The sequence below is a fragment of the Spongiactinospora gelatinilytica genome (genome assembly GCF_003236385.1).
GTDB classification, from domain to species: domain Bacteria; phylum Actinomycetota; class Actinomycetes; order Streptosporangiales; family Streptosporangiaceae; genus Spongiactinospora; species Spongiactinospora gelatinilytica.
In genome coordinates this window covers 1-22424 of record NZ_POUA01000021.1, presented here as the reverse complement: position 1 = coordinate 22424, position 22424 = coordinate 1, and the positions used below count along the sequence as shown (strand labels likewise).

The 22424-nt window shown below is 70.3% G+C and carries 20 protein-coding genes, 2 tRNA genes and 1 pseudogene; 12 read left to right on the top strand and 11 right to left on the bottom strand.

Annotated elements, in window-relative coordinates:
• Nucleotides 1-28 precede the first annotated feature (28 nt).
• Both C1I98_RS04705 and C1I98_RS04700 read right to left on the bottom strand, forming a co-directional pair.
• Nucleotides 29-631, bottom strand: a complete 603-nt coding sequence (locus tag C1I98_RS04705) for a hypothetical protein (RefSeq protein WP_146607286.1) — start codon at nt 629-631, stop codon at nt 29-31.
• A 17-nt stretch (nt 632-648) separates the two neighbouring features.
• Complete coding sequence (locus C1I98_RS04700; protein WP_111165828.1) at nt 649-2046, bottom strand: selenium-binding protein SBP56-related protein; 1398 nt, start codon at nt 2044-2046, stop codon at nt 649-651.
• A 207-nt stretch (nt 2047-2253) separates the two neighbouring features.
• Here C1I98_RS04700 and C1I98_RS04695 point away from each other — a divergent pair.
• A tRNA-Ala gene (locus C1I98_RS04695) sits at nt 2254-2329 on the top strand.
• Between the two features lie 441 nt (nt 2330-2770).
• Here C1I98_RS04695 and C1I98_RS40330 read toward each other — a convergent pair.
• Nucleotides 2771-3217, bottom strand: coding sequence for a recombinase family protein (locus C1I98_RS40330; protein ID WP_146607285.1), 447 nt, complete (start codon nt 3215-3217; stop codon nt 2771-2773).
• 219 nt (nt 3218-3436) lie between these two features.
• On the opposite strand from C1I98_RS40330, the gene C1I98_RS41175 reads away from it, so the two are divergent.
• Nucleotides 3437-3530: transfer RNA gene (locus C1I98_RS41175), tRNA-Ser, on the top strand.
• A gap of 166 nt (nt 3531-3696) precedes the next feature.
• Here C1I98_RS41175 and C1I98_RS04685 read toward each other — a convergent pair.
• On the bottom strand, nt 3697-4281 hold the full coding sequence (locus C1I98_RS04685) for a transposase (protein WP_199536723.1): 585 nt from the start codon (nt 4279-4281) through the stop codon (nt 3697-3699).
• On the opposite strand from C1I98_RS04685, the gene C1I98_RS04680 reads away from it, so the two are divergent.
• The 4 genes from C1I98_RS04680 to C1I98_RS41170 all read left to right on the top strand — a co-directional run bounded on the left by C1I98_RS04680 (nt 4210) and on the right by C1I98_RS41170 (nt 7558).
• On the top strand, nt 4210-5295 hold the full coding sequence (locus C1I98_RS04680; protein WP_146607284.1) for an IS701 family transposase: 1086 nt from the start codon (nt 4210-4212) through the stop codon (nt 5293-5295). The two genes, C1I98_RS04685 and C1I98_RS04680, sit on opposite strands and share 72 nt — an antisense overlap.
• Before the next feature lie 264 nt (nt 5296-5559).
• Nucleotides 5560-6003, top strand: coding sequence for a VOC family protein (locus C1I98_RS04675; protein ID WP_111165826.1), 444 nt, complete (start codon nt 5560-5562; stop codon nt 6001-6003).
• 292 nt (nt 6004-6295) lie between these two features.
• Nucleotides 6296-7144: an IS630 family transposase gene (locus C1I98_RS04670; RefSeq protein WP_306461842.1), complete on the top strand. Its 849-nt coding sequence runs from the start codon at nt 6296-6298 to the stop codon at nt 7142-7144.
• A gap of 249 nt (nt 7145-7393) precedes the next feature.
• The gene (locus C1I98_RS41170) at nt 7394-7558 is read left to right on the top strand and encodes a hypothetical protein (RefSeq protein WP_158557913.1); all 165 of its coding nucleotides are present in this window, start codon (nt 7394-7396) and stop codon (nt 7556-7558) included.
• A 69-nt stretch (nt 7559-7627) separates the two neighbouring features.
• On the opposite strand, the gene C1I98_RS42605 is transcribed toward C1I98_RS41170, so the two are convergent.
• From C1I98_RS42605 to C1I98_RS45525, 4 genes and pseudogenes are all read right to left on the bottom strand, one after another.
• On the bottom strand, nt 7628-7810 hold the full coding sequence (locus tag C1I98_RS42605) for a hypothetical protein (protein WP_199536721.1): 183 nt from the start codon (nt 7808-7810) through the stop codon (nt 7628-7630).
• 662 nt (nt 7811-8472) lie between these two features.
• Nucleotides 8473-8841 (bottom strand): DNA methyltransferase, encoded by a 369-nt coding sequence (locus C1I98_RS44900; protein ID WP_267898015.1) that lies wholly within the window; start codon nt 8839-8841, stop codon nt 8473-8475.
• Between the two features lie 13 nt (nt 8842-8854).
• Nucleotides 8855-9166, bottom strand: a pseudogene (locus tag C1I98_RS45530) (DNA methyltransferase); the annotation flags it as partial.
• A complete protein-coding gene (locus tag C1I98_RS45525; protein ID WP_199536720.1) occupies nt 9103-9567 on the bottom strand; it encodes a DNA methyltransferase in 465 nt (154 codons plus the stop codon). The pseudogene C1I98_RS45530 and the gene C1I98_RS45525, both read right to left, overlap by 64 nt.
• Before the next feature lie 267 nt (nt 9568-9834).
• On the opposite strand from C1I98_RS45525, the gene C1I98_RS04655 reads away from it, so the two are divergent.
• The gene (locus tag C1I98_RS04655; RefSeq protein WP_111165824.1) at nt 9835-10824 is read left to right on the top strand and encodes a helix-turn-helix domain-containing protein; all 990 of its coding nucleotides are present in this window, start codon (nt 9835-9837) and stop codon (nt 10822-10824) included.
• A 24-nt stretch (nt 10825-10848) separates the two neighbouring features.
• On the opposite strand, the gene C1I98_RS04650 is transcribed toward C1I98_RS04655, so the two are convergent.
• Nucleotides 10849-14397, bottom strand: a complete 3549-nt coding sequence (locus tag C1I98_RS04650) for a S8 family peptidase (RefSeq protein ID WP_158557912.1) — start codon at nt 14395-14397, stop codon at nt 10849-10851.
• A 358-nt stretch (nt 14398-14755) separates the two neighbouring features.
• On the opposite strand from C1I98_RS04650, the gene C1I98_RS04645 reads away from it, so the two are divergent.
• Nucleotides 14756-15268 (top strand): hypothetical protein, encoded by a 513-nt coding sequence (locus tag C1I98_RS04645; RefSeq protein ID WP_111165822.1) that lies wholly within the window; start codon nt 14756-14758, stop codon nt 15266-15268.
• Here the strand turns inward: C1I98_RS04645 and C1I98_RS04640 are convergent.
• On the bottom strand, nt 15199-16233 hold the full coding sequence (locus tag C1I98_RS04640; RefSeq protein WP_111165821.1) for a GlxA family transcriptional regulator: 1035 nt from the start codon (nt 16231-16233) through the stop codon (nt 15199-15201). The two genes, C1I98_RS04645 and C1I98_RS04640, sit on opposite strands and share 70 nt — an antisense overlap.
• Before the next feature lie 70 nt (nt 16234-16303).
• Between C1I98_RS04640 and C1I98_RS04635 the strand changes: the two genes are divergently transcribed.
• Together C1I98_RS04635 and C1I98_RS04630 are read left to right on the top strand one after the other, a co-directional pair.
• Nucleotides 16304-17593, top strand: a complete 1290-nt coding sequence (locus tag C1I98_RS04635; protein WP_233507164.1) for an MFS transporter — start codon at nt 16304-16306, stop codon at nt 17591-17593.
• Nucleotides 17574-18299 carry a peptidyl-tRNA hydrolase gene (locus C1I98_RS04630; protein WP_111165820.1) on the top strand — a complete coding sequence of 242 codons (726 nt, stop codon included), beginning with the start codon at nt 17574-17576 and terminating at the stop codon, nt 18297-18299. The genes C1I98_RS04635 and C1I98_RS04630 overlap by 20 nt, the downstream gene beginning before the upstream one ends.
• 32 nt (nt 18300-18331) lie before the next feature.
• Here C1I98_RS04630 and C1I98_RS04625 read toward each other — a convergent pair whose 3' ends face one another.
• Nucleotides 18332-19381 carry a DUF3616 domain-containing protein gene (locus C1I98_RS04625; protein WP_111165819.1) on the bottom strand — a complete coding sequence of 350 codons (1050 nt, stop codon included), beginning with the start codon at nt 19379-19381 and terminating at the stop codon, nt 18332-18334.
• Nucleotides 19382-19827: 446 nt separating this feature from the next.
• Between C1I98_RS04625 and C1I98_RS04620 the strand changes: the two genes are divergently transcribed.
• Nucleotides 19828-20325 (top strand): DUF1269 domain-containing protein, encoded by a 498-nt coding sequence (locus C1I98_RS04620; RefSeq protein ID WP_111165818.1) that lies wholly within the window; start codon nt 19828-19830, stop codon nt 20323-20325.
• A gap of 91 nt (nt 20326-20416) precedes the next feature.
• Nucleotides 20417-22424 (top strand): ATP-dependent zinc metalloprotease FtsH (gene ftsH / locus C1I98_RS04615; protein ID WP_111165817.1); only part of this gene is annotated, 2008 nt, incomplete at its 3' end.

The window sequence follows — 22424 nt, the reverse complement described above, 5'->3', positions numbered from 1 at the left end:
ATCCCAGACGCGGGTGGTTCAAGCCACGTCACACGAGTACGGCCGAGATCCCCGCGCCGACGAGCGCCACCCCCCAGGCCAGATCCAGGTTGAACCACGCCTTGCGCAGCACCGCGACGCCCAGCCGGTCGTAGACCAGCAGCGCGAGCCCGGTGGTGACCGCCAGCATGGCCAGCGTGTGCGCCGCGGTCGAGGCGAGCGCCTGGCCGGTCAGCGCGAGCACGGCGGTGTCCTCGCCGCGCAGGGTGACCGGCAGCAGCATGAGCCCGGCCCCGTGCGCGCCGGCCATCAGGAACGACCATCCGGCGAGCTGCCAGCGGGTCACCCGCATGCCGACCCAGCGGGGATGGCGCCGCCGCAGCAGCCGCCACAGGCCGAAGCAGCAGACCAGGCCGGCCACGCCGTACGACACGAACTTCGGCGGCGTGGCCGTCCTGGCCGCGGCGACCAGGGTGAGCGTGAGCAGCACCAGGCCCGCGTGGCCGAGCACGATCGGCGGCAGCGCGCGCAGCACCGCCGCCCGGGAACGTTCCTGCAGGCCGAGCGCGACGGCGAAGAGCCAGCCCATGGCCGGGTTCAGGCCGTGGAAGGCGCCGAGCCCGGCCGTGATCAACCAGCTCGTGAGGTCCATCGGGTGCGACGGCCGGTTTACGGGAAGCAGTAGGAGTCGGAGGAGGCGTCGCCGCCCTGTAGCCGCACCTGGTGGGCGCGGCGGCCGTCGCCGGCGAAGTCGGCCAGGAAGCCGGCGTCCAGGGACAGCGAGCCGTCCCCGGCGAGGTCGGCCTTGGCCAGCCAGCTCGTCACGCCGTCGGGGTAGAAGACGTCGTCCCAGGTGCGGTAGAGGGAGTTGGTGAAGTAGACCCGCCGCCCGTCGCGGCTGGTCTCGACCATCTGCGGCCCGCCGTTGCGCGCGGTGCCGGGCGAACCCGGGTGCGCGGTACGCCCGACGATGCCGCCGATCCGCACCGAGCCGGTCTGACGCGGGTTGAACGGGTCGGAGACGTCGTAGGCCAGCAGTTCGCCGGTGCCCCACGCCGAGACCAGCAGGATGCGGTCATCGAGGGTCAGCGAGATGTCGGTGACCAGCGGCGGGACCGCGCCGAACCCCTTCAGCGGCTCGGGCAGCAGCGCGGGGTCGGCGGGCTCGGCGGGGATCGTGATGACCTTCTCGGCCTTCCACTCGCCGTCGTCCAGGTACCAGGTGAAGATGTTCGCGGAAAGGTCCTCGACGCTGATGACGGTGTTGACGAAGCCGTAGGTCTTGGTCGGGTCGTGCGCGGGGCGCAGCTCCAGCGCCATCTGGTGCTGGTCGCCGAGGTCGATCTCCTGGAGGTGGACGCGCTTGCGCAGGTCCCAGACGTGCAGCCGGTGGCCGTACTTGCGGTTCACCAGCAGGTCGAGGTCGGGACCCGCCTCGATCATGTTCGGGGTGCCCCACTCGCTGGTGATCATCGTGTCGTGACCCAGGTGCCACCAGAAGTCGTAGTGCAGCCGCTGTGGCCCGCGCTCCACCTCCCAGCGGCCCAGCGGCTCGAAGGTGTCGTGGTCGAGCATGAAGACGCCGCCGGGCGCGTCGCCCGCGGTGTCGCCGAGCGCGCTCACGTAGATCGCGTCGGTGCCGCAGTGCACGGTGTGCGGGCGGCTGTAGCCGGTCCGCTCCGCCAAGGTCGCCGGCTCGATCGTCTTGACCAGCGTCGGGCGCAGCGGATCGGGCTTGGTGTCCAAGACGTACACCCGGGAGGACCGGAGCCCGGGGACGATCAGGTACCGCCGCTCGACGTGCGGATGCGGCGCGTACGGGCACAGGGCCGCGCTGCAGACGTTCCACCCGAAGTGGTGCAGCTCGTCGCCCGCCACCGGCATGTCGGTCACGTTGGCGACCGAGCCGTAGCCGGGCGAGGACGGATCGAGGTCGACGGTGGCGAGCGCGTCCGGCCGCCCCTCGCCCTGCGCGTCGAGCAGGGCGACGTAGGCGTGCCGTTCGCGCGGCCCGCGCATCGCCTCACGAGCCGATGGATAGAAGGTGGGATCGGGCTGGACGAGCATGTAACCCCCTTCGTGTGCGGCCTATATCCCACCAATCTTGTCGGGATAGCGCCGCTTGTCCAGAGTCCCGGCCGATACGGTCACCAAGCGAACACGCTTCGCTTCCATCGGTACCCCCGCCGCGCGACGATTACGACCACACGCCCGATGTCCTATACACTTAACGACGTGCCGCCTCGCAGCGACGTCCGAGGGCGGGCACACCAAGGGGCTATGGCGCAGTTGGTAGCGCGCCTCCATGGCATGGAGGAGGTCTGGGGTTCGAATCCCCATAGCTCCACCAGAGTAAGAACGTTCGAACTCCGGTCCCGGTTGGGTCCGGGGTTCGTCGTTTCGGCGGGAAGTGGGCCGCGCGGTTCATCAGCATCTTGTCGATGTGCTGGATGCTGACCGGTCGGGCCGGCCGCTTCCGGGTTGCCGGGGTGCGGAGCCCTCGACGCTCCCGCTCGTCACAGAGCTGGGACATCGTCCAGTCGCCGGTTGCGTAGGCGCTGAACATCCACTGGATGAGCGGCGCCCGGTCTGGGTCGATGGCCACAGTGCGGATTTCGCGTCCGTCGATGTGTTCGCGGACGTTGCGGTAGCCGAGCGGAGCGAGTCCGGGCGTACCGCCGACCTTGGCCTTTTGGCGCATTCCCTCTTGGCCTCCATTGCGAGGTTGGCGGAATAGAACTCGGCGATAGTCGCCATGATTCCGTGCAGGAGCTTGCCCGAAGGCGTCTCATCAATGTTCTCCTTCGAGGAGACGAGTTGCGCTCCGGTCAATGTTCTCCTTCGAGGAGACGAGTTGCGCTCCGGCTTGCCGGACAGCAATGTTGATGAGCACGTCGTCTTCTCGGTCACGGGCAAGCCGATCTACCTTGGCGACAATGACGTAGGAGATGCTGCCCAGTTCACTGATGAACTTGAGCATGGCTTGCAGTTCGGGGCGGTCAGCAGCCTTGGCGGATTCGGCCTTGTCCATGAACTCGGCTACGATGACTGCGCCGAGCTGGTCAGCTTTCCGTTGATTGGCTTCGCGTTGGGCCGCAATGGACGGACCGTCTTCGTTGTAGTCGGTCTCAGCCTGGGCTCTGGTGGACACACGAAGGTAGCTAACGGCCAGCTTTACGCCGTCTGGCAGTGGTTGTCCAAGGTCGATGCCTTGCAGAGCGTCGGTGAGTATGCGCATAGCGTCGCCTCTCGATGGTCGATGACTGGACGGTGAGCGGGTTCAAGACCGGCTCCTTTCGGGTTGTCGAAATAGGGAGGGAGCGCATCCGGTGGGTTGGAGGGCCGCGTCCACGGCGCTTGTGTTGGCGCGTCATGCGGCAGGCTCCAAGTCAGAATCTCTGACGGCAACGCTGACGGCTATACAGCCGAGCTTCCATGTTCGGCCGTGGACGCGCATGGCTTGATTTATAGAGGTAACGCGTTCGCGTACGGTGTCTTGGGTCGGCCTGAAGAGCCGCGTGTCCCCAGTTCGAGTCCGGGAGGCGCCACCAGAGAGAACTTCACCGTTTAGGTGGAGTTTTTTCTTTGTTGACGGCAGGGTTTGACGGCTACGAGGTTGGTCGCCGTGCGAACAAGTGATTCTCTACCTTCTCCAGTGCGTCTCGCTTATTGCCTAGTACGGCAGCCGCACTTACTGAGGTTAAATGCGTGGTGTCGTCATAACGGGGCGGGGACGAGTCCAGTGCCGACAAGGCAGCCATCCAGCACGTCGTGCCGGTACTGAAGCCGTCGTAGGCCCCGCCGCACAGCGGCGATCACCTCCTGCGGGCCGGCGAAGTCGCGGTTGGCCATCGTGGTACGCCGCAGGATCGACCAGATCCCCTCGGCCGGGTTGAGGTCCGGGGCGTAGGAGGGCAACCGGTAGACGGTCAGCCAGTCCCGCTCGGCGATGTAGCGGCGCATCCCGGCGGCCAGATGGGTGTTCAGGTTGCCCCACACCAGCACGATCGGCCCGCCGAGCTGCCGATGGGCGGCGGCGATCAGGTCGCGGTAGTCCGTCCAGGCGAAGCTCTTGCGTCCGTCGCTGCGGGGATCGGTGCACGGCCGGTAGATCAGCCGGGACCGCTCCCCAGGCCTGTAACAGACAGCGCGGCCACCGACAGGCGGCGGCGGGAGCGGCCCCGTACCCGCACGATCGGCGTACGGCCCTTGCGGGCCCAGGTCCGGCAGATGGGCGGCGTCATCGCGAACCCGGCCTCGTCTTCGAAGACGAGCCAGGCCCCGAGCGGAGCGGTTGCTCAATCATGCGGTGTGGGACCAGGACCGGGCGCAGGGCGTGGTCCGGCGGTTCGTGGTCGACAGTTGGGTGATCAGCGGTTGCGGGTGGCGGCGCTGGACGAGTCCGGGCAGGAGAAACACGGCGAGGCCACGGCCGGGGTCAAGCGGCAGTACATGGGCTGCGCCGGCCGGGTCGCCAACGGGGTGAACACGGTGTACTGCTCGTACGCGACTGCGGATGGGCACGCGCTGGTCGGCGCCCGGATGTACCTGCCCGCTGAACAACTCGCCGACCCGAAGCGGCGTGCCGCGCTTGGGATTCCGCAGAACGTGGCCTTCCAGACCAAACCTCATCTGGCGTGCGACATTCTCGCCGAGATGATCGCCGATCAGACGCCGCCGTGGGCGGCTGGTGACGAGGTCTACGGCCGATCCGGTGAGCTGCGGACCTTCTTGGAAGACAACAGGACCGGGTACGTGATGCGTGTCGGCCGCGCCTTCGGCGTCGAACCGGGCACGGGCCGCACGATGCGTGCCGACGCCGTGGCGACTCGACATCTCACGGCGGCCCGGCGGTGGCAGATCTGCTCGGTGACCGGGTCGAAAGGCGAACGCGCCTACGCGTGGGCCTGGACCGCGACCATCAGTCCCCGACACTTCCTGCTGATCCGCAAACACTTACAGACCGGCGAGTTGGCCTACCACTACTGCCACGTCCCGTCTGGGCAGCCGGTCACGCTGATGGCCCTGGTCCGAGTCGCGTGTTTACGGTGGCCGGTCGAGGAAGACTTCGAGTTCGGCAAAGACCACTTCGGACTCGACTACTCCCAGGCCCGTCTGCACACCGCCCTGCTGCGGCACATCGTGCTGGCCATGGCCGCACTCGCGGTCTGTGCGGTCACCGCCGCCCAAGCCACAACCCGTGCCCCAGCACCGATCCTGCCCACCACAGCCGACCAACAACCACCCGAAGACACTGGCCTGATCGCGTTCACCGTCGCGGAGATCAAACGCCTCTTCACGCTGATCACCCGTTGACACCAACCCCAAGCCCACCACCTGCACTGGAGTTGGTGGCGCCGACGCCATCAGGCCCGCGCACGCTGGTTCCACCACCGCACCCGACTACGCCGTGACCAGCAAACATAACCCAACCGGCACGTGTGACTGCGGTACTAGATCAACGTGGTGTCTGAGTGGCGCAAGGCAGCCATTTCCGGCGGCCCAAGGGCACCAGTGGTGGTGTGACTCACAAACTGGCAAGATGGCGCACAAAGTTACGCGGCTGGAAAGGAAATCTCGATGTCCGTCCGCTACCAGTTGGTGATCGACTGCGCCGATCCCGACCGCCAGGCCCACTTCTGGGCTGCCGCGCTGGGCTATGAATTCGCGCCGCCCCCAACCGGTTTCGCCACATGGGACGGCTACTACCGCGACCTGGGGCTGCCGGACGAAGCATTGACCGGCGGCGCGGACCGGATCAGCGACCCGCTGGGCGGTGGACCGGCCATCTGGTTCCAGGTGGTCCAGGACGCGAAGGCCGTGAAGAACCGGCTGCACATCGACATCCACGCCAGCGGCGACCGGACAGACCCGATCCAGACGCGGAAGAAGCGAGTGGACACCGAAGCCGAACGCCTGGTGGGCCTGGGCGCCACCATCACCTGCGTGATGTACCAGGAAGGAATCGACCACTACGCGGTCGGAATGAAGGACCCCGAAGGGAACGAGTTCGACATCAACTGACCGACGGCCAGGGGCAAGCGGCAGTACATGAGCTGCGCCGGGCGGGTGGCCACGGGCGGGTGGCCAACGGGGTGAACACGGTGTACCGCCCGTACGCGACTCCGGACGATCCCGGCCTGATCGCGTCCACCGTCGCCGAGATCAAACGGCCCTTCACCCTGAGCACTCGCCGACACCAACCCCCAGCCCACCACCGCACCCGACTACACCGTGACCAGCAAACATAACCCAACCAGCAAGTGCGGCTGCCGTACTAGTGTCATCCGCCCTGAAATTCGCCAGGTAAGTCCGTATGGTATTGGCTGTGGCGCATCCAGGACCGTCCGCAGTGGAGATCCACTTATCGGACAGTGAGCGTGCTCGGCTGGTCGGCATGTCAGCGGAGTCGTCGCGGGCGGCGGTACGGGCGAGGATCGTGCCGGCGTGTGCCGTGCCGGGGATCAGCACGGCGCGGGTGGCACAGGATCTGGGCCTGGCGGAGAGTACGGTGCGCAAGTGGCGTGCGGCTTTCGCCCGGGGCGGGCTGCAGGCGCCGGCCGACGAAGTGCGCACGGGCCGGCCCAAAGCGGAGTTGACGGTGTCGCAGGACGAGCGGGCGGTGCTGCAACGGTGGGCACGACGGGCCAAATCCGCGCAGGTCCTGGCGATGCGCGCGAAGATCGTGCTGGCGTGTGCGGACGATGAGGACAACAAGCGGATCGCCGAGCGGTTGCGGGTGCATCCGGACACGGTGTCCAAGTGGCGGCATCGGTTCCTGCGCCTGCGGCTGGACGGGCTGATCGACGAGCGGCGACCTGGCCGCCCGCCGTCGATCACTTTGGACCAGGTTGAGAAGGTGGTGGTGACCACGCTGGAGGAGACACCGGCCGGTGCCACGCACTGGACTCGCGCCTCGATGGCCCGGCGCAGCGGGTTGTCGGAGTCGACGATCGGCCGGATCTGGCGGGCCTTCGACCTCAAGCCGCACCGCAGCCAGACGTTAAAGCTGTCAACCGACCCGCTACTGGTGGAGAAGGTTGTCGACATCGTCGGCCTCTACCACGACCCGCCCGAACGGGCGGTGGTTCTCTGCACCGATGGGTCCCGGGTGATCGCCCACCGCCTGGAGGAGAGGCCCGGGACCTGCTGCTGGAGACGCTGAAAGCCAAGGGACTGGTGAAAGCGGGTGGGAAACAGCGCACCGATACCACTCCGTGACCTCGGCAGTGGTTGACCTGAACCGGGTGGAGCTGGCCGGCGAAGGCATGCGGGCCGCTCTGGAAGCCCTCGCAGCTGCCGCACCCGGCTGGGCGGAACAGGTTTTGGAGGTGCCGGACTGGGCGGATCAGTATCGGGCACGAGTCGACTCCTGGCGGCTGCCCGCCTCCAAGACCAAGCAGGAGCAGCTCGCGTGGGCCTACGCGCTGACGGTTACGCGCTGTGCGTGGCGATCTACGCGCCATTCTCCCCTGTCTGGCTGCGAGAACTGCCCGCAGTGCAGGCGTTGCGGATGATGTTGATCCAGAACTTCGTCCGGACTGTTGATGTCCGCATGGTCGCCGAGCTCGGCACCTGAAGGTCAGGCCTCAACACTTCAGCCGTAGATCATGATCCCAGCGACCGTGGTGCCCGGACGATCGAGGGTTCAGGTCTGGATGAGTCGCTCGGCGTGCCCGGCCTCGTCCTCGCGGATGAGGCCGGGCCTTGCGTCGCGGAACCGCCAGCGGGTGGTTGTGCCGTCCGGGCCGTCGAAGCCGGCCCGGGACAGGGCTGCTTCGATCCTGCTGCGGACTTCGGCCTCAGCCGCACGTTCGGTAGCGAAGAGCACCCGTAGTCGCACCTCATCGCCAGATCGCTCTGCGGCGGTGTGGTGGGACGCGAGCGGGCACGGTGGCTCGTGTTCCCAGTGCCCGCAGAGCGCAACGGTGATGGCTGCCCCCGGGGCTCGCACATCGCCGCCCGTCTCCATGATCACAACAGCGTCGTGAACGAATGCTCGGCGCACCTGGCCAGTTTCCACCCGAGTTGGCGACTCTTGCAAGACCCGTTCAGATATTTTCGGGCGGCCTGCCGCCGGTAGTGAGCGGCGCGGGCTCGGTGCCAGCGGCGCCATGTAGGCCAGCGCGGAGTGCGCGCCATCGATCTTGCCATTTATGGTTTTCGCCCCGATTTGAGGGTGGCCGGTCCCCTGAAGGAGGGGCACATGAGGATCGCAGCGTATTAAAAGGCCGTCCTGGCGGTGCTCGGCGCGGTCGTGGTCGCCGCGAATACGGTCGTGGGCGACCTGGTCATCACCCCGGACGAGTGGGTGTCCATCGGTATCGCGCTGCTCACCGCGCTAACTGAGCGTGCAGGGAGTCGGGCACCTTGATGCCCAGAGTCTTCACGCCGCCGTTACGGGGTTCCGACATGGCGAATGCCTCCTCGGTGTTGGTGCGACCGGCCATCCCCTTGGGATGACGACAACGGCCGCATGACACCGGGGAGGTGTCAGGCTGCTTGCCACGGTTGACGCTTGGCGCGCTCAGCACGAAGCCGCTCCTCGGCCATCGCGGCGTACTTAGGGTTCAGCTCGATGCCGATCCAGTCGCGGCCGTGCTTCTCGGCGGCCAGTGCAGTCGTGCCGGTGTCCATGAAGGGGTCGAGCACGACACCAGGCACGCCGTCAGCACCACACATGCAGGTTGGTTCCAGATCGCCCACAGCCAGCAGGCGGCCGTCTCGGCGCTCCAAGGCGCGGTGCCACGGCTCGCCACAGTCGGCGCAGACCCGTTCCGGGGTGGTCGCCAGGAGCGGACGTTCGGCCAGACTCAGCGGGAAGGCGGCGAAGTGGCCGCCCCGGAATCCGGCAGTCGGCAGTCGGCAGCGTCCAGACGTCGCCGGGATTCTTGCCGAGTGGGTGCCCAGACAGGCCGGAGGCCTTCAAGCGGGACAGCCCGCGGTTGTCGTTGAGGGTCCAGCCCTTGCGATTTGCGGCCCCGATGCCTGCTGGCGGGTAGGTGCGCGGCGCGTCGTTGGAGTTCTGGCGCTTACCGGTGAAAAGTGGCTGTCGGATGGGGTCGAGGTCGAAGTGGTAGCGCGGCGAACGAGTGAGGAAGTACATCAGCTCGTGCGTCGTGGTCAGCCGGTCGGCAACGGAGGACGGCATTGGGTTGGTCTTGGCCCAGATGACCTCGTTACGCAGTAGCCAGCCATCTTGGACGGGAGGGCTAACGCCACCCGCGAGGGGCCAAGCAACAGGCTCTTGGGAGCGGCGCCCTCAGCCGGACGGCGGGAGTAGCTGTCGCCCAGGTTGAGCCGGAGCGATCCGGTCGGCCGCAGGACACGGGCCAGGTCGCGGGCGATGTCACGGAGTCCATCGACCCAGCCTTCTACGTCTGGTTCGGCCCCGAGCTGCTGCTCATGGCCGTAGTCACGGACGCCGAAGTAGGGCGGGCTAGTAACGATGGTGTCCACGGAGGCGGCCGGTAGTTCGGCCAGGCGCTCACGGACGTCGCCGATGAGGATGGTGTTGCGGGGGAGCGTCGCTGCGTCCGCTGATCGCGGGCCGCTTTGAAGATCACCTCCTTGGAGGGTGTGGGTCATAGTCGGGGTCTCTTGCTTGAGTGTTGAGTGGTGTGCCCCGACCTCCCCGGTAAGGGACGCGGGGGCGTGGTCGGGCCGTGAGTCCCATACCTGAGGTTGGTCTGCTGGCCGTAGTTCGGGCCTGGCTCTAGCCCTGACCAGCCTGTTTACGGATGTACCGCACAAGGGCAGGGTTCAAGTTGGGTCCTCTCAGGGTCACAGGGCACCGCCTCACAAGCCCCGGCCGTCACTACATGGCCGGGGTTTTCTGGTGTCACTATGGTTTCCATGCTGGAAATGGCCGGGCTTGGCGAAGTGGCGGAGCGGGCGTACCGGCTGCTGGTGCGGGCGGCCGAGGCCGGAGCGGGCGAGCTGGCCGGTGAGCTGGGGGTCGGCCGCGACGCGGTGGACCAGGCGCTCGCCGCGATGCTGGACATGGGGCTGGTGCGGGAGGTCGGCGGCACGGCGGGGCGCCGGTACACGCCGGTGGCCCCCGACGTCTCACTCGGGCCGTGGCTCGCGCGCCAGCAGGAGGCGATCGACCGGGCGCGGCTGATGGTCGACCAGCTCGCCGAGGAATACCGGGGCAACATGCTGCGCAGGGACGCGGACCGGATGATCGACGTGGTGGTCGGCCGGGCCGCGATCCGCGAGCGCATGCGCCACCTCCAGGACAACGCGCGCGACGAGGTCGTGAGCTTCTGCCGGGCCGGTCACGTGGCCATGTCCTCGGAGGAGAACACCGAGGAGATGGACGCCCTGGGGCGCGGCGTCCGCTACCGGGTGATCTACGAGCGGGAGCTGCTCGAAGAGCCCGGGATGGTGCCCAACGTCGCCTACGGCATCGAACGCGGCGAGCTGGCCCGCTCGGCGCCGTACCTGCCGGTCCGGATGGCGATCGTGGACCGCGGCGTGGCCGTGCTGCCACTGGTGCAGCACGCGTCCGGGATGACGGAGCCGACCGCCGCCGTGGTGCGCGGCGGCACGCTGCTGGAGGCGCTGATCGCGCTGTTCGAGGGGCAGTGGGAACGGGCCACGCCGATCAGGATCGCCGGCGACGAGCTGGCGCCGGAGTCCGTGCCCTCGTGCCCGCTCGACGCCGACGAGCTGTACCTGCTCTCGCTGCTGGTCGCCGGCGTCGCCGACAAGTCGATCGCCAGCCAGCTCGGCCTGAGCCAGCGGACCGTACAGCGGCGGATCAACCACCTGCTGGGGCTCGCGGGCGCGCAGACCAGGATGCAGCTTGCCTGGCATGCGGCCCGCGAGCACTGGCTCTGACCTTTCCGGCTCAGGGGCTACGGGTCACTCGACCCCGTAGGCCCGCTTGATCGTCTGCTCGAACTTCGCGCCGTCCGGCCCGGTCGCGGTGACCCGCAGCGACACGCCCGTACCGGTGGGCCGGTGCGCCACCAGCGCGACGTGCCTGCCGTGGCCGCCGGGGATCAGCGGCAGCCGCCGCCAGCTCTTGCCGTCGTCGTAGGACAGCTCGGCGGTCAGCCGGTTCGCGCCGCGCGTGGTGAACCCGATCCGGACCGGCCACCAGCGGGGGACCTCGCCGTTGAGGTCGGCGGGCACCTCGTAGTCGACGCCGGGCAGCGGCAGCGGCCGGGTGCCCTCGGCCCTGGCGGACCTGAACGTCCAGGCGGTCTCGGTGGCGGTGGCCCAGCGCCACTCCTCCGAGGTCCGCGTGGTGGACAGCTCCATGCGGTACTCCGCCGCCTCCGGCGTCGCCGGGAACCGGCCCCAAAGGTCCGCCCGCTCCTCCACGAGCTCGCCGTTCCGGAAGAACCTGGCCGCGGTGGTGTCCTCGTCGCCGCTGCCCCCGGCGTAGCCGAAGTGACCGTCGGCGTCCACGAACTCCGGCACGTGGACCGACAGCTCGTCACCGGTGCGGGTCGGCGCCAGCTCCTTCACGTCCGCCGGGATCGCCGGCCGCACCACCGGCCCGAACCACGTCTCCGCGACCTTCTCCCCGTGCCGGTAGGACCGCGGGGCCGCGGTGACCCCGCCGCGCAGCCGGTTCATCGACTCCCAGGTGTACATGTGCTGGACCAGGTGCTGCCACTGCGTGTCGCCCGTGCTGACGTACTCGGCGCGGCGAACCCCGGTCTTGACGTCCCGCTGGGTCTCCATCTGCCCGCCGAGGTCGTAGACCTGCCAGGGCCGCCAGCCGAACCGCTGCTCCTTGCCCCACCCGAAGCCGCCGGACTCCTGGTACTTCGTCTCCACCCGCGCGGTGTTGCGGTCGTTCACCACATGGACGATCCGGTCGGGGATGCGGCCCGGCGACACCTGCATGATGTCGTACAGGTACGGCGAGACGAAGTCGGCCTGGAGGTCGAGCACACCTCCCCTGCGGGCCTGGGCGACCAGCGCCTGCCCGGGGGTGTGCTTGGCCAGCAGCACCGGCAGCGGGTCGCGGTATCCCTTGGGGTGCCAGCCCTGCCACATCGGCTCGTCCTTCGGCCCGGCCACGACCACGGCCGCGGCCCCTGCCTGGGCGAACTCCTCCAGCCTGGCGTCCCAGTCACCGAACTCGGTGCTGGTCAGCACGACCGCCTTGCCGCGTACGTCGATCTTGCCGACCCCGGTGCCGCCCGCTGGGCCGCCGTCCACGAGTTGCCACCGCTTGCGGCCGTAGTACTCCGGCGAACCGCCGCCGGGCCGGAAGACCAGCGTCTCCCGGGAGCCGCTGAGCCTGCCGGTCAGCTTGGGCGCGGCGAGCTGCCAGCGGGAGGCGAACTCGAAGGTGCCGTTGGCCACCGGCTTGGTGGGCATCACGGCCAGCCCCTCGGTCGAGGGGAAGTACATCCCGCCCCACGAGATCGTGCGCTTGTCGAAGGTGCGATGCGCGAAGAAGGTGGTGATGCCGTCCCCGACCACGGGCCGCGGGGTCTTGATCTGGATCGGCACGGCCTTGCGCGCGTCGAAGACCAGCTCGGTGTCGCCGGTCACCTCGAACTCGGGGATCATCAGGAAGTCGTACACCGGCGACTCGGCGGGGATGTCGCCCATGAAGGCCAGGGCGAAGTAGGTGCCCTCCGGCACCTGCCTGGTCTTGCCCTCGTCCTCGTTGAGGATGTAGTCCAGCACGTCGAAGTTGGGGTCCTTGCCGTGCAGGGCGATCACCGGGACGCGGGCCGGCCTGCCGTCCGGCCCGATGCCCTTGAAGTGCACCGAGGCCATCGGCGGCATCCTGACCAGGGACAGCGTGGTGTGCGCGGCTTCCGCGCCGTCCGCCGTGGTGGCGGTGAGGTGCCCGGTGTGCCTGCCGTCCTTCAGCTTCGCGTAGTCGATCGAGACCTTGACCTCGGCGCTCGCTCCGGCCGCCACGGTGACCTCGGGGGCGCTGGTCGTCACCGCGCCGGGCGGTGGGGCGTCGCCGTCCAGGTTGTCCAGGGTGGCGGTGAGCTTCAGGGTGACGGGGGCCTGGCCGGTATTGGTGTAGGTGACGGTCTCCTCCGCGGGAGCCGTCTCGTCGCTCTGGCGCACCCCGAAGTGCACGACGCCGGTCGCGGTCACGCTCTGGGCCGCGGCCCGCGCCACGTCGAGACGGCCGCTGCCCTGCTCGTGGGCGGTCTGGCCGTCGATGGTCCTGGTGGTGGACATCAGTCCGTTCTTGAGCTGCCCGCCGGTCCACTCGGGGTGGCGCTGGGCGAGGATCGCCGCCGCGCCCGCCACGTGCGGGGTGGCCATCGAGGTCCCCGACGCCCGCGTGTAAAGCTCGTCGATGGGCGTGCCCATCGTGGTGCCCTCCGCGCGGGCCGCCGCGATGTCCACGCCGGGCGCGGTGATGTCCGGCTTGGGGGCGTAGTCCAGCCGCGGGCCGCGGCTGGAGAACTCGGCGAGCGCGTCGTTGCGGTCCACCGCGCCGACGGTGAGCGCCGAGGTGGCCGTTCCCGGTGAGCCGACCGAGTAGTCCGTGCCCTCGTTGCCCGCCGCGATCACGAACAGCGTGCCGGTCTCGGCGGTGAGTGTGTCGACGGCGACGCTGAGCGGGTCGGTGCCGTCGGTGGCGCTGCCGCCCAGGCTCATGTTGATCACATCGGCCTTGGCCTCGCGGGCCGCCCACTCCATCCCGGCGAGGACTTCCGACTCGCTGCCCTGACCGCTGTCGTCGAGCACCTTGCCGTTGACCAGCTCGGCCCCGGGCGCGACGCCCTTGCGGGCGGGGGTGCCCGTGCCCTGTCCGGCGATGGTCGACGCGACATGGGTGCCGTGCCCCAGCCGGTCGGTGGCCGACTGCGCGGCGGTGAAGTTTCGCGCGTCGGTGACCTTGCCGCGCAGGTCGGGGTGGTCGCGGTCGATGCCGGTGTCCAGCACGGCGACCTTGACGCCCTTGCCGTCGAACCCGGACTTCCACGCCTCGGGCGCGCCGACCTGCGGCACGCTGTGTTCGAGGGACGCGCGGACCTTGCCGTCCAGCCAGATTTTGGCCAGCCCGTCGCGCAGCCTCGGCTCGGCGGCGGACCGCACGCCGGGGGCGGTGTCCCACAGCACCGGCAGCGCGTTCTTCTTGGGCCGTACGGCGCGGGCGTTGACGCTGCTCAGCGGCACACCCTCACCGGTGTTCGCCGCCTTGACGCCCTCGCCGTAGGAGAGGATCAGCGGTAACTCCGCCGATCGCGCGTCGTCGTAGCCCTGCTCGATCAGGTCCCCGACCGCGAACAGCCGCTTGTCGATCAGGTTCTTGGCCAGGTACGGCACCATGTCGGAGGGGATGACGGAGAACTTCCCGTCCACCTCACTGGTGTGGAACCTGATGTGCTCCCGGCCCTTGCCCGGCGTGGTGGTGGCGGCCGGCTTACCGCCCGGGAAGCGCTGGACCGTCACCACGTCACCGGTGATCAATGTGACGCGATGGTCCGATCTGGACGTCGGAGGGGGACCCTGAGCGGCCGCCGGTGACGTCGGCAGAAGGGGTAGGGTCAAGGCTATGGTCAGCGCCGCCCCGAGGGCGGCCGCTCGATATGTCCGGCCCATGAACGCACCGATCTTTCGAATGAATGCGAATGCCGCTCATGACAATGAAGGATCTTGCGAGGGCTGGTAAGGGATTTCGGCTGGCCAATTGCCGACATGTCGTAAAGATGACAGGTGTTGGTCAACGTCCGTCCGTCCCTCGGTAACCGGCGAACGACGGTCACGCCCGCCTGCGGCCGGGCGTCCGGCCTCGCGCGGGGCGCGTCCGCTACCTGATCATCGGAGGGTGAACACCTATCGGGAAGTCTTCGCCGTCGGGGAGTTCCGCACCCTGTTCGGCGCGCGGACCGCGAGCATCGCCGGCAAGACCACTCAGATGCTGGCGCTGTCCACCCTGGTCTACCATCAAACCCGATCGCCGTTGCTGCTCGCCCTGCCCTACCTCGGGTTCCTGACCCGGCCGCCGGTGGCGGTGGCGGCCGTGCTGGTCGCGGTGGCGTCGTTCGGGTTCGCCGCGCACCTCGGCGCGCAGGAGCGCCACCTGGACGCCATCCCTGAGCGGCGGCGCGGTCAGGCACTCGGCCTGGCCGGGACCGGCCTGCTCACCGGGCAGGCGCTGGCCGCCTCGCTGTCCGGCTCGCTGGCCGAGGTGCTGCCCGTACACCAGGCCATGGCCGCGATGGCGGGGGCCTCACTGGTGGCCACCGCCTGCCTGCTGCCGCACCTGCGCTACCGCGCGGACGACACTTCAGAGGACAGGTCGGACGACGACTCCGGAGAGGCCGTGCGGAAGGTGTGACGGTAGGCCAGCGGCGCGACCCCGACCGCGGCGCGCAGGTGCTGGCGCAGCGAGACCGCGGTGGCGAACCCCGACCGCCTGGCCACCTCGTCCACCGGCAGGTCGGTGTGCTCCAGCAACTGCCTGGCGTGCTCGACCCGCTGCCCGGCCAGCCACCGCGCCGGGCTGACCCCGGTCTCCTCACGGAACCTGCGGGTGAAGGTCCGCACGCTCATCCGCGCGTGGGAGGCCAGTGTCGCGAGGTCGAGCGGTTCGTGCAGCCGTGTCAGCATCCAGGTGCGGGTCGGCCCGGTGCCGGACTCGCGCGCCGCGGGCAGCGGGCGCTCGACGAACTGCGCCTGCCCGCCCTCCCGCCAGGGGGCCACCACGCAGCGGCGGGCCAGCGCGTTGGCCGCCCGGCTCCCGTGGTCGCCGCGCACCACGTGCAGGCACAGGTCGATGCCCGAGCCCACGCCGGCCGAGGTCAGGATGTCGCCGTCGTCCACGAACAGCACGTCGGCGTCCAGTCGCACCTGGGGGAACAGCGCCCGGAAGCGGTCGGCCTCCCGCCAGTGGGTGGCCGCCGGCCGGCCGTCCAGCAGGCCCGCGGCGGCCAGCACGAACGAGCCCGTGCAGATCGACACCAGCCGGGCCCGGCCCGCCGCCCCGCGGAGCGCGCCGTACACCGGCTCGGGCAGCCTGCCCTCGACCAGCGGCGGGCCGTCGTGGATGCCGGGGATCACGACGGTGTCGGCCCGGCCCAGCGCGGACAGGTCGTGGTCGGGCAGGACCTGGAAGCCGCCCGTCGATCGCACCGGCCCGCCGTCCGCCGAACAGACCTCGACCTCGTAGAGTCGTCGCCGGGGCGGCTGGCCGGGCTGCTCGGCCGACCGGAACAGATGCGTGGAGATGCCGAGGTCGAAGGCGACCACCTGATCGAGCAGGAGGACCGCGACCCGGTGCGTGCCGTCCTTCGCCGCGCTCATGGCTGGATTCTTTCACATATTGGCTAACCGGCCACTCGCCGGGGCGTGGCCCGTCGGGAAGCATGGCCGGGTGACTGTTACCGCTGATCGCAAGCGCGTCCGGCCGCGCCTGCACCGTGCCTGGTCCGTGGCGCTCATCGCGCTCGTGGCGATCATCGGCGCGGCCGGGTTCCGCGCCACTCCGGGTGTGCTGATCACCCCGTTGGAGGAGGAGTTCGGCTGGACCCGCGGCACGATCTCGCTGGCCGTCTCGGTCAACCTGCTCCTGTACGGCATGACCGCCCCGTTCGCCGCCGCGCTGATGGACCGGTTCGGCATGCGCAAGGTGGTGTCGGCCGCGCTCGTCCTCGTCGCGGCCGGCAGCGGGCTCACCGTCTTCATGAAGGCGAGCTGGCAGCTCGTGCTGTGCTGGGGGGTGCTCGTCGGGCTCGGCACCGGGTCGATGGCGCTCGCGTTCGCCGCCACGGTCGCCGACCGGTGGTTCGTCCGGCATCGCGGCCTGGTGACCGGCCTGCTCACCGCGGGCGGGGCCACCGGCCAGCTCATCTTCCTGCCGCTGCTCGCCTACCTGGCCGGTGACCACGGCTGGCGCACGGCCTCGCTGACGGTGGCCGCCGCGGCGCTCGCCGTCGTCCCGATGGTGTGGCTGCTGCTGCGCGATCACCCCGCGGACGTCGGCACCACGGCGCTGGGCGCGCCGCCCGGCGCGCGGCCCGCCCCTCCGCCTGCGGGCGGGGCCGGTGCGCGGGCCCTGCGGGTGCTCGCGTCGGCGGCGCGCACCCGGCCGTTCTGGCTGCTCGCCGGAGGGTTCGCGATCTGCGGCGCGAGCACCAGCGGGCTGATCCAGACCCACTTCATCCCGGCCGCGCACGACCACGGGATGGCCGAGCCGGTCGCGGCCGGACTGCTCGCCCTGGTGGGCGTCTTCGACATCGTCGGGACCGTGCTCTCCGGCTGGCTCAGCGACCGCGTCGACCCGCGGGTCCTGTTGTGCGCCTACTACGCCCTGCGCGGGGTGTCGCTGCTCATCCTGCCGAGCCTGTTCTCGGCCACCGCCGAGCCGAGCATGCTGATCTTCATCATCTTCTACGGGCTGGACTGGGTGGCCACGGTACCGCCCACCGTCGCCCTGTGCCGCGCCGCCTACGGCCAGGACGGCGCGGTCGTCTTCGGCTGGGTCTTCGCCTCCCACCAGGTCGGCGCGGGCATCGCGGCCATCGCCGCCGGGCTCACCCGCGACGCGCTCGGGGAGTACACGCCGGCGTGGTACGGCGCGGGCCTGCTCTGCGCCATCGCCGCCGTCATGTCGATCCGGATCTCCCGGCAGGCATCCTTGAAGAGTGAACCAGTCGCAGGATGAGACACAAGGGGACAAGCGGGTCCTGCCGATCGTCGTCCGCATCGAGCGGGCCACGCCGCCGGGGCGTACCGACGCCCTGGAGGCCGCCGCCCGCGCGGTGCTGACGCTGCTCGACGACCCGCGCTCGGCCGAGCAGGGGGAATGGTCCGTGGCCGTGCGCGAATGGGAACGGCTCGGCATCAGGAAGGTCGTACGGCGGGCGCGGGGCGCGGAGTGGCGGCGCGTTCTCGACCTGCCCGGGATCACCGTCACGCACGGCACGGCCGAGGTGCGGGTGCATCCGCCGGTGCCGCTGGACGACTGGCCGAAGGACCTGAGCAGGCTCCAGGTCCGCGGCACCGAACTGGAGGACACCGCCCCGCCGCCCGCGCCCCCGGCGGAGGGCGTGGTGCTCTGGATCAACCCGGGGCTGACCATGTCGGCGGGCAAGGCCATGGCCCAGGCGGGGCACGCGGCGCAGCTCGCCTGGTGGGGGAGCGAGGAGGCGCCCCGCAAGGCGTGGCGGGAGGCCGGGCTGGGGCTCACCGTCCGGGCCGCGGCCCCCGGCCAGTGGGAACGGCTCGCGAGCAGCGGCCTGCCGGTGGTCCGCGACGCGGGGTTCACCGAGACCGAGCCGGGGTCGTGTACGGTCGTCGCCGAGGCCCCGTGGCTGGAGGCGCCCGGCTACCGCCCGCCCGGCGAGGGCCCCCTGCGCGACGCCGGCTGACCCGGCGGCCCTCCTCTGTCCGGGGCGGGGTCTCAGGTGAGCGGGAGTACGTCGGCGTAGACGCCGCCCTCGGGGGTGAGCCGCCCGGGGGCGGGGCTGTCGTAGACCACCATGAGGGAGCCGTCGCCGAGCACGGTCATGCCCTCCGGGTGGTCGTCGCCGACGCCGTACGCCAGTTCGGCGACCGGCTCCAGGTCCGACGCCGCCACCACCTCGGCGGACGCCGGACCGGACGCCCCCATCGCGCCCCGCCACCGCAGCACCCGGACCGGGCCGTCCAGGTCCATGCTGGGTCCCGCGAGGATCAGCAGGTCATCGCCGTGCGGGCACAGGTCGCGCACGCCCAGGCCGCGCAGGTTCAAGAAGTGCTTGCGATACCGTGCCCCCGGCCCTTCGCCGTCAGGGATCTCCGCCAGCCGCAGCCGGTCGCGCCGGTGCGCCCGGGGCCGGATCTCCAGCAGCACCGCCCAGCCGCGCAGCACCGGCCCGCGCAGCCCGATGAGCACCCGCTCCCCCCGTACGGCGATGCCCTCGATGTCCAGGCCGTTGTCCTTGCCCGGTATGTCGAGGAACGGCGACAGGTGCGGGTCCTCGGCCAGCATGTCGGCCAGGTTGGCGCCGGGACCGGCCAGGATGCCCGCGGCGCGCTCGCCGTCCTCGCGGACCGGGCGGACGTCCGGCGTGCCCTCGCCGACCAGCGGCAGGCGCAGCAGGATGAAGCGGTTCTCCTCGCGCAGCACGGTGGCGAGCCGGCGGCGCGCCTTGTGCGGCTCGGCGGACTTTACCCGGCGGCGTTTGAGGCTGTGCGAGCCCACCGCCCAAAGCCAGCCGTCGTCGCGGGCCAGCCCCTCGATGTCGGCCTCCTCGTCGCGCCCGGCGGGCAGGTCCACGTAGTCGGCCAGGGTGAATCCGCGCTGCCCCTCGTAGCGGCCGGCGCGCGGCACCAGGTGCTCGATGGTGGCGGTCTCGTCCCCGGCCAGCCACAGTCCGTGACCGTCGGTGCGGATGGCGGAGAGGTTGGTGTGCGTCTGGAGGTCACGTGAGTCGTCGTTGAAGCGGAGTTCCACCCGGTGCTGCGGCATGAGGACATCATGACAGCGCGTACGCGAGCCACCGAACGGTTCCCTTGATATACCGACCTGACCTGAACTTTCACGAAATCCAGTGAAAGGTAGGCACTTTGCCGTACGCTTCGGAGCGTGCCGGATGGGGTCGGTGGGGCTCAAGTGATGCAAGAGACCATCCGTCCCCGGCACGCGCATCAACTGATCCCACGCCGGTTACACACCGGTACGGGTTTGCCATAGACGCGCGGCCCCGGGGTGCCGCGACCGCCACGGCGGTCGCCACGCCCCGCCGCCACGCCGACCGGGCGAGGTGACGCCCGGGCCGATCGCCGCGCCATCGGCCCGTCCGCCCCTCGCCCGGCTTGCGCCCCCGCTCGGTCACATGGCGATGGCAGGTTCGGCATCTCCCTGGATGGGGAGGTACGCGGTGTTCTGCCGGTACATGACGTTCGGGGGTACCCGTGGCCGAACTGCTCGCCGTCGTCTACCGCGCCCCCGGCGTCGCGGGCCTGGTACGCGATGGGCTGCTCCGGTCACGGGTCAAGGACCTGGCCCAGATCGCCGACGTCGTGATGGCCGAATGCGAGGGCGACGGCCGCCTCGCGCTGCGTCAGTCGCACACCACCGCCGCCGCCGGCCCCGTGGGCCACACTCTGTGGGGCGGGCTGATCGGGCTGATCTTCTTCATGCCGCTGGTCAACGTGGCGCTCGCCACGGCGGGCGGCGAGTCCCCGCCTCCGGTGACCGGCCTCGGCGGCGACGACACCTTCCTTCCCCGCCTCGCCGAGGCCCTCACCCCGGGCAGCGCCGCCGTGTTCGTGCTCGCCGTTCCGGCCGCGCCGCGCCGGCTGCTCGACACGCTCGCGCCGTACGGCGGGCGGATCGTCAGCACGACCCTCGGCCACGCCGCCGAACGCCAGCTTCGCGACGCGCTGGCCGTCGTCCGCCCCCGGCACTGACGGGTGGCCTGGGCACTGGACGCGGACCCGGGACAGGGGCGGTAGAGACTGGAGGGGAGACCAGCCTTCTCACGACGGACGGAGGACGACCGTGGCGCGATCCGGCACCCCGCACGAGCGTGGCGGCACCCCCGAAAGTTCCAGGGAGAGCCCCGAGCACGCCCGGGGCAACGGCGACGACCGGCGCGACAGGGGCCTTCGGCCGTGGCGGGCCGAAGGGCTGCCCGGCGGCGGCCCGCAGCGCCCACGGATCAACTGGTGGCGCTTCGCGGTCACCCTGCTCGCCGCCTACGCCGTGTTCTTCGTGATCTCGATGTTCTTCGACGCGGGGACCATGGAGACCATCTCCTACACGCAGTTCACCGAGCAGGTGCAGGCGGGCAACGTCAAGGAGGTCTACGCCCAGGGCTACTCCATCGAGGGCGACCTGAAGAAGGCCGCCGGCGACCCTGACAACGAGGGCGTCACCTACACCAGGTTCCGGACCGAACGGCCGACGTTCGCCGAGGACGACATCTACCGCGAACTGGTGCGGCACGACGTGGTGGTCAGCGCGGAGCCGATCGCCCAGCAGCGCGGGTTCCTGCTCAACCTGCTGCTCGCGCTGTTGCCGGTGCTGCTGCTCGCCGGGCTGTGGTTCTGGCTGCTGCGCCGTTCGGCGAGCATGATGGGCGGCGGCGGGCCGGGCGGCGGGCTCGGCGGCATCGGCGGGCTGGGCCGGTCGAAGGCCGCCAAACCGGTGGAGAGCGGCAAGATCCGCGTCAACTTCGACGACGTGGCGGGGATCGACGAGGTGGAGAACGAGCTCGTCGAGATCGTCGACTACCTCAAGGACCCGGACAAATACCGCAGGCTCGGCGCCAAGCTGCCCAAGGGCGTGCTGCTCGCCGGGCCGCCCGGCACCGGCAAAACCCTCCTGGCCAGGGCGGTCGCCGGCGAGGCCGACGTGCCGTTCTTCAGCGCGAGCGCGTCGGAGTTCATCGAGATGATCGTCGGCGTCGGCGCGTCGCGGGTGCGCGAACTGTTCGAGGAGGCCCGCAAGGTCGCGCCCAGCATCATCTTCATCGACGAGATCGACGCCATCGGACGTACTCGCGGCGGGGCCACGATCGGCGGGCACGACGAACGCGAGCAGACGCTCAACCAGATCCTCACCGAGATGGACGGCTTCACCGGCTCAGAGGGCGTCATCGTCATCGCCGCCACCAACCGGCCGGAGGTGCTCGACCCGGCGCTGCTGCGGCCTGGACGGTTCGACCGCACGGTGATGGTCGCGCCGCCGGACGCGGCCGGGCGTACGGAGATCCTCAAGGTGCACACCCGCGGGGTGCCACTCGCGCCCGACGTGGACCTCCGCAGGCTCGCCAAGACCAGTCCCGGCATGACCGGCGCCGACCTCGCCAACCTGGTCAACGAGGCGGCCCTGCTGGCCGCCAAGCGGGGCGAGAACGCGGTGCGCAGCGCCGACTTCGCCGACGCCCTGGAAAAGCTCCAGCTCGGCACGGCACGCGCGATCGTCATGCCGGAGGACGAGCGCCGCCGTACCGCCTTCCACGAGGCCGGGCACGCTCTGCTCGGCATGCTCCAGCCCGGCGCGGACCCGGTACGCAAGATCTCCATCATCCCGCGCGGGCGCGCGCTCGGCGTCACCCTCTCCACGCCGGAGAGCGACCGCTACGCCTACGACGAGCGCTACCTGCGCGGGCGGATCATCGGCGCGCTCGGCGGGATGGCGGCCGAGGACCTCGTCTACAAGGTGATCACCACCGGCTCGGAGAGCGACCTGGAACAGGTCACCGCGATCGCGCGCGGCATGGTCGGGCGGTGGGGCATGTCCGAGAGGATCGGCCCCCTCACCATCCTGCCCGGTTCGTCCCAGGACGGCCCGCCGGCCGCGGCTCCCGCGACGCTCGCGGCGGTGGACGAGGAGGCCAGGCGGATCGTGGAGGAGTGCTACGCGGTGGCGCGCCGGGTGCTCGCCGAGAACCGCGACCGCCTCGAAGCCATCGTCATCGCCCTCCTCGAGGAGGAGACCCTGGACGAGACCCAGGCGTACACCGCGGCGGGCCTCGCCCCCGCCCCCAAGCACACCTCCGCCC